At 32.2% G+C, this 5,056-nt stretch carries 7 protein-coding genes and 2 pseudogenes; 7 read left to right on the top strand and 2 right to left on the bottom strand.

Annotated features, from left to right (window positions below):
- The 7 genes from HC723_RS16310 to HC723_RS16340 form a co-directional block, all read left to right on the top strand.
- The coding region (locus HC723_RS16310; RefSeq protein WP_190338159.1) for an IS3 family transposase at positions 1 to 118 on the top strand (118 nt) is incomplete at its 5' end.
- Between the two features lie 168 nt (positions 119 to 286).
- Complete coding sequence (locus HC723_RS16315; RefSeq protein ID WP_238925530.1) at positions 287 to 1,021, top strand: SDR family NAD(P)-dependent oxidoreductase; 735 nt, start codon at positions 287 to 289, stop codon at positions 1,019 to 1,021.
- Complete coding sequence (locus HC723_RS16320; protein ID WP_190339837.1) at positions 1,015 to 1,311, top strand: phosphopantetheine-binding protein; 297 nt, start codon at positions 1,015 to 1,017, stop codon at positions 1,309 to 1,311. The genes HC723_RS16315 and HC723_RS16320 overlap by 7 nt, the downstream gene beginning before the upstream one ends.
- Entirely contained in the window at positions 1,302 to 1,973 is a 672-nt protein-coding gene (locus HC723_RS16325) for an AfsA-related hotdog domain-containing protein (RefSeq protein ID WP_190339838.1), read from the top strand. Before HC723_RS16320 ends, HC723_RS16325 begins: the two co-directional genes overlap by 10 nt.
- An 8-nt stretch (positions 1,974 to 1,981) precedes the next feature.
- The gene (locus tag HC723_RS16330; protein WP_190339839.1) at positions 1,982 to 2,662 is read left to right on the top strand and encodes an HAD family hydrolase; all 681 of its coding nucleotides are present in this window, start codon (positions 1,982 to 1,984) and stop codon (positions 2,660 to 2,662) included.
- 62 nt (positions 2,663 to 2,724) lie between these two features.
- The gene (locus HC723_RS16335) at positions 2,725 to 3,903 is read left to right on the top strand and encodes an MFS transporter (RefSeq protein WP_190339840.1); all 1,179 of its coding nucleotides are present in this window, start codon (positions 2,725 to 2,727) and stop codon (positions 3,901 to 3,903) included.
- Between the two features lie 12 nt (positions 3,904 to 3,915).
- Positions 3,916 to 4,191: a YciI family protein gene (locus HC723_RS16340; RefSeq protein ID WP_190339841.1), complete on the top strand. Its 276-nt coding sequence runs from the start codon at positions 3,916 to 3,918 to the stop codon at positions 4,189 to 4,191.
- Between the two features lie 118 nt (positions 4,192 to 4,309).
- Here HC723_RS16340 and HC723_RS16345 read toward each other — a convergent pair.
- Positions 4,310 to 4,771: pseudogene (locus tag HC723_RS16345) on the bottom strand (transposase); the annotation flags it as partial.
- Between the two features lie 90 nt (positions 4,772 to 4,861).
- Positions 4,862 to 5,056 (bottom strand): annotated as a pseudogene (locus HC723_RS16350) (IS66 family transposase); the annotation flags it as partial.

Here is a 5,056-nt window from a genome sequence, read left to right on the forward strand (position 1 = left end):
AGAAGATGTTGAAGAATATATCCGGTATTACAACCATGAAAGGTTGCATACTACGCTTGGTGATTTAACGCCAATCGACTATGAAAAATTACAAAGTCAGGTGTCCTATTGGGCTTGACCAGAATAGCTTTCGTAAAAATATCTATAGATACTAACCAAGTTTTAATGAAAAAACGAATAATAGATTATTGTAAAATGCACTTATCAGATTTCAAAGTTCCAATGGTAATAAAATTTAAGCTTGAGGATCTACATTCAACGCGATTTAAGAAAATGAGAAAAATTGATGGATAATATTAGGGGAAATAAAGTCGTAGTTATTAGTGGTGGAAGTAAGGGACTTGGAATAACTTTAGTTAAAAAGTATCTTTTAGAAGGTTATAGTGTAGCAACCTTTAGTCGTAATTCAAATGCTGAAATTGAATCAAATTTAAATAATAAAAAATTTTATTGGCAAAAAGTAGATTCTGAAAATATTTTGGATTTAAAAACATTCGTAAAGTCTGTTAAGAATAGATTTGGTAAAATAGATATTCTTATCAATAACGCAGCATACTTAACCGAAGGGTTATTAACATTAACATCCAACAAAGATATAAATAAATCAATAATGGTTAATTTAATAAGCCCCATTCAATTGATAAATCTTTGCTTGCCGAGCATGCTGAAAAATAAAGATGGTAGTATCATAAATATAGCATCTATTAATTCAGTTAGGGGTCATAAAGGTGTTTCTGTCTACAGTGCGACAAAAACAGGTTTAATAGGATTATCTAATAGTTTGGCGAAAGAATTAGCACCATCAAATATAAGAGTCAACTGTGTTTCACCTGGATTTTTCGAAACAGACTTAGTTTCTTATTTAGATGATGAACGACGTAAACAGATACTCAAAAGAATACCACTTGGTAGAATAGCCACAGTAAATGATATATCAGGTGTCGTATTTTTCATGACATCTATTGATGCAGCGTTTATTACAGGCCAAAATATAATAATTGACGGAGGTATGACATGTTAAAATTCAATAATAATCAAATACTAAACCTTACTAAAACTTACATTACTGAAATAATGACTGACAATGAATTAGATACAAGTGTAATTTTAAATATTGATACTAATTTCATTCATGATCTTATGTTTAAGTCTTTAATGCTTGCACAATTAATAATGCTTATTCAAGAAGATTTAGATGTTGAACCATTTATGGACGATTTTTCTATCGTAGATGTAAAAACAATAGGTGATTTTGTCAACGTTTACTCAATATCTTTATCTGATAATAAAGAGAGTGTCTCATGTCTATAAATAATTTTTACACTGTTGTTGGTGATGATTTCAAGCTTTTCGCAAAAAAAAATAAAGCCGTAACATTTAGTAATTTAGAGTTGCTGTTAGAAAAAAACCAAATAGACACTTTAAATTTAGGTCAAGGTCTCTCTAAGTCAGAATTGGTAAAAATAAATGAGATATCATCTGTCAAATTACTAAATGAATATAATCAAATACCAAAAGGATTAGTCCATAAAACTAATGATGTAAACACTTTAATATCAGATGTTATTAAAATTGGTGAAGATTCATTTTCTTTCGGAGTACAAATTTATAAAGGAAATGAATTTTTATTAGATCACATCACTGGTATACATATTAATGGAACATTGATAATTGAGGCTGCAAGGCAAGCCTTAGTTTCAGTATTAGAGTCTCATTATGGAGACGTTTCAATTGGCTCACGGTTTATTTTGAATTCATTCAAAACAGAATTTATTAGTTATGTGTATCCTATCGCTATTAATGGGAATATTAATATATTTAAAACATCTGAAAATAAAATATCTACTACTTTTTCAAGTACTGTATTGATAAAACAATTAGATAATATATGTGTCAAAGCAAACATAGATTGTTCTTTGACTAAAGAGTCAATTGCGAACCTAAATGAACACTTATCATCACCAAAGCTATAGGTACAATTATGAATACAAATATTAAATATGCATTTTTTGATCTAGATGAAACAGTTGTAAGCTTTAAAACAATGTTTAATTTTCTACAGTTTTTTTATATTTACACTGATAAGGATAATGGCCTTGAAATTTATGATAAGTATATGGATCAATTAAAAATAGACTGGCAGAACGATAAATCTAGGGAGTTAATAAATCGAGAGTATTATCATCTTTTTTCAGGTGTTGATTCAGAAGTTTTTTCAACAATAATAACAAAATGGTATGATTACTCTAGAAAGATGAAAGGAGATAAATTTTATATCAACCCTGTAATAATTGAATTAAAGAAATTAATTAAAAACAATACTAAAATTGTTTTTGTGTCAGGTTCAATTTATGAATTAGCTAATTTGATTGCTAAAAACTTGAATGTGGATCATGTGCTAGCCACAAAAATTGAAAAAATTAATAACGTCCTTACTGGGGAAATTATTCCTCCACAGACAATAGGTGCAGGAAAAGCTATAGCTGTTAATAGTTTCATGCAAGCTAACAACATTTCACCACAAGATTGCATAGCTTATGGCGACCATATCTCTGATTTTGAAATGTTGAAATCAGTCGGCGCTGGGGTTTTGGTTTCAAAAGATCAGAAGACAATATCGGCGGCCAAGTCTTATAATTGGAAGATTATTAATGATTTTTAACAATCGTATCTTAGGTAATAAACAATCTATTAACTGTATTTGGCAGAAGGAGAAAGTGTTAAATGAGTATTATTCTTGAATCAAATATACCAACTAAAAGATTAACAACTAATTTATTGTTTATCTTAACTTTTGCAGCAGGGTTATCAGTCGCTAATATTTATTATAACCAGCCGATGATCGGGATTTTGGCAAAAGAGTTCAATGTTTCTACATTTGCTGTATCTTTCATTTCAACATTAACTCAGGCAGGATATGCTTTAGGAATTTTTTTTCTATCCTCTTTAGGAGATAGAATTGAGAGGAAAACATTAATTATATTTACAATGTTTCTTCTAGGCTTAACGCTATTACTGGTAGCAACATCATCTAACTTAATCTGGCTCGGGTTATCAAGTTTAATAGTTGGTATCTTAGCAACTGTGACTCAACAAATTGTACCTTTAGCTGTTAACTTAGCTGAACCGGATAAAAGAGGAAAGGTGATTGGAACTATTACAGGCGGTATACTTCTAGGTATTCTATTGTCCCGAGCAATCAGCGGTATTATTACTGATTATTATGGATGGAGGATGATGTTTTATATTGCATCAGGTGTAACATTTTTACTTATGTTATTTTTATGGTTTTATTTACCAATTATCCAACCAAATGTCCAAATAGGTTATAAAAAACTGCTTATATCTATTTTTTCTTTATTTAATAAATTTAAAACATTGAGACAGGCGGCATTTATTCAAGGATTACTTTTTTCTGCATTCCTTGCTTTCTGGACTAATATTTCATCATTATTTGAATTGCCTTCATTTGGGCTAGGTAGCACTGCGGTTGGAATGCTAAGTTTGGTTGGTGCTGTTGGTGTATTTTCTGCACCAATTGCAGGACGTATGGCAGATAAAAAAGATCCAAAATCAGTAGTAACAATTAGTATCTCGATTGTTATTTTTTCGTTTTTACTATTCTACATATTTCAAAATGCTATTATTGGTATCATTAGTGGTGTAATTTTACTTGATATAGCCGTCCAATTTTCACAGGTATCAAATCAAACTCGTATTTATGCTTTAGATGCTACAGCGCGAAGTCGATTAAATACGGCTTTTATGACAACAATGTTTCTAGGTGGTTCTTTTGGCTCTTTAGCAGGTAGCATAGGATATCAGTTTATGGGTTGGAATGGTGTCTGCATCTATGGTGTTATTGCTTCTTGTGGTGCACTAATTATTTCACTAAAAAAATAGGGTATAAAATATATGTTTGTTGTTTTATGCAAAGATAGTCCTTCATGCAAATCACTTCGTGATTACTATTTAAAATCACAATCTGATTACATGAATAGCGGTAAAGCAGACATTATCATGTCCGGTCCATTATCTGACGCTAACGGCCCGGCTGGAAGTATGATAATTATCAATGATAAAAGTATTGAAATAGTGCAAACTTTTATCAAAAACTCACCTTTTTCAAAATTCAATATTTGGGATGATATAAAAATTCTTACATTTATTAATTATGCTAATAATAAATAATCAGACAGAACCATCGGCACAGTTTATTTAATATAATGCACATAGCTATAGATGTGTATGTGGTTTTATTTGGCTTTGTTGTGACTTTTAATATAAATATAGGCTCTGACGGATCCCCTCATATTTTGCCTAGCCCAGCGTTGTGTGTTAATCCCTGATATTCCAATATTGCCCATTCATATTGGGATTCATTAATGTGATATCGTCGATGATCTCTAACCTCACGACCTAACCTAGGGATTGATAGGACTCTTCGGTGCTTGATACTATTGGCTTGAAAGTCAAAGTGCCACTTGGATTGAATGACGGCTAAGCCATTCCACCACATTAAAATTTCTGCCAGCAATGCAATGAGCAACAGAATATCTAAACGCTTTGTACTGCGAGTTCGATTATGTCGAAGTGCGATGCCATAGGCAGTACTTTTTAGATCTCGGAATGACTCTTCAATTTGCATTCTCTTCGCGTATAAATTAACGATTTGAACTTCATTGAGCACATGTCTCAATATGTTTGTGGCCAATAACCAAGGCTCCTTTGCGCTGCGTTGATATAGATGAGTGGCAGAATGCTTCTGGCTTGTCCGACTATGACGTTTTGCTTTTCGTCCCTTTTCTAACCCTTTATAAGTAAGCGTTCACCAGCACCCTATTGACAGGGCTGGTGAACGTTAAAAACCGAATACGTTTGGGTAGGGCTGTCGATTCGTCACGGCTGTGACGATTTCGGACACAACTAACCATGCTGAGAGGCCACGCTTTTTGCAGGTTTCAGTTATCGTATGTATACGGCTGCGAAATTTATCACCAGCATCAGATGTCGTGCCGTAGCTAATTTTGCGTTGAATGACAAAACCTCGAATGCA

Origin of the sequence: Vibrio sp. S11_S32, assembly GCF_014694465.1 — a bacterium.
In the GTDB taxonomy this organism is placed as follows: Bacteria; Pseudomonadota; Gammaproteobacteria; order Enterobacterales; family Vibrionaceae; genus Vibrio; species Vibrio algicola.

Excerpts from the sequence above, each read along its gene's own strand:
- HC723_RS16320 (WP_190339837.1), top strand. The coding sequence starts at position 1,015 with ATGTTAAAATTCAATAATAATCAAATACTAAACCTTACTAAAACTTAC.
- HC723_RS16315 (WP_238925530.1), top strand. The coding sequence starts at position 287 with ATGGATAATATTAGGGGAAATAAAGTCGTAGTTATTAGTGGTGGAAGT.
- HC723_RS16330 (WP_190339839.1), top strand. The coding sequence starts at position 1,982 with ATGAATACAAATATTAAATATGCATTTTTTGATCTAGATGAAACAGTT.
- HC723_RS16325 (WP_190339838.1), top strand. The coding sequence starts at position 1,302 with ATGTCTATAAATAATTTTTACACTGTTGTTGGTGATGATTTCAAGCTT.
- HC723_RS16335 (WP_190339840.1), top strand. The coding sequence starts at position 2,725 with ATGAGTATTATTCTTGAATCAAATATACCAACTAAAAGATTAACAACT.
- HC723_RS16340 (WP_190339841.1), top strand. The coding sequence starts at position 3,916 with ATGTTTGTTGTTTTATGCAAAGATAGTCCTTCATGCAAATCACTTCGT.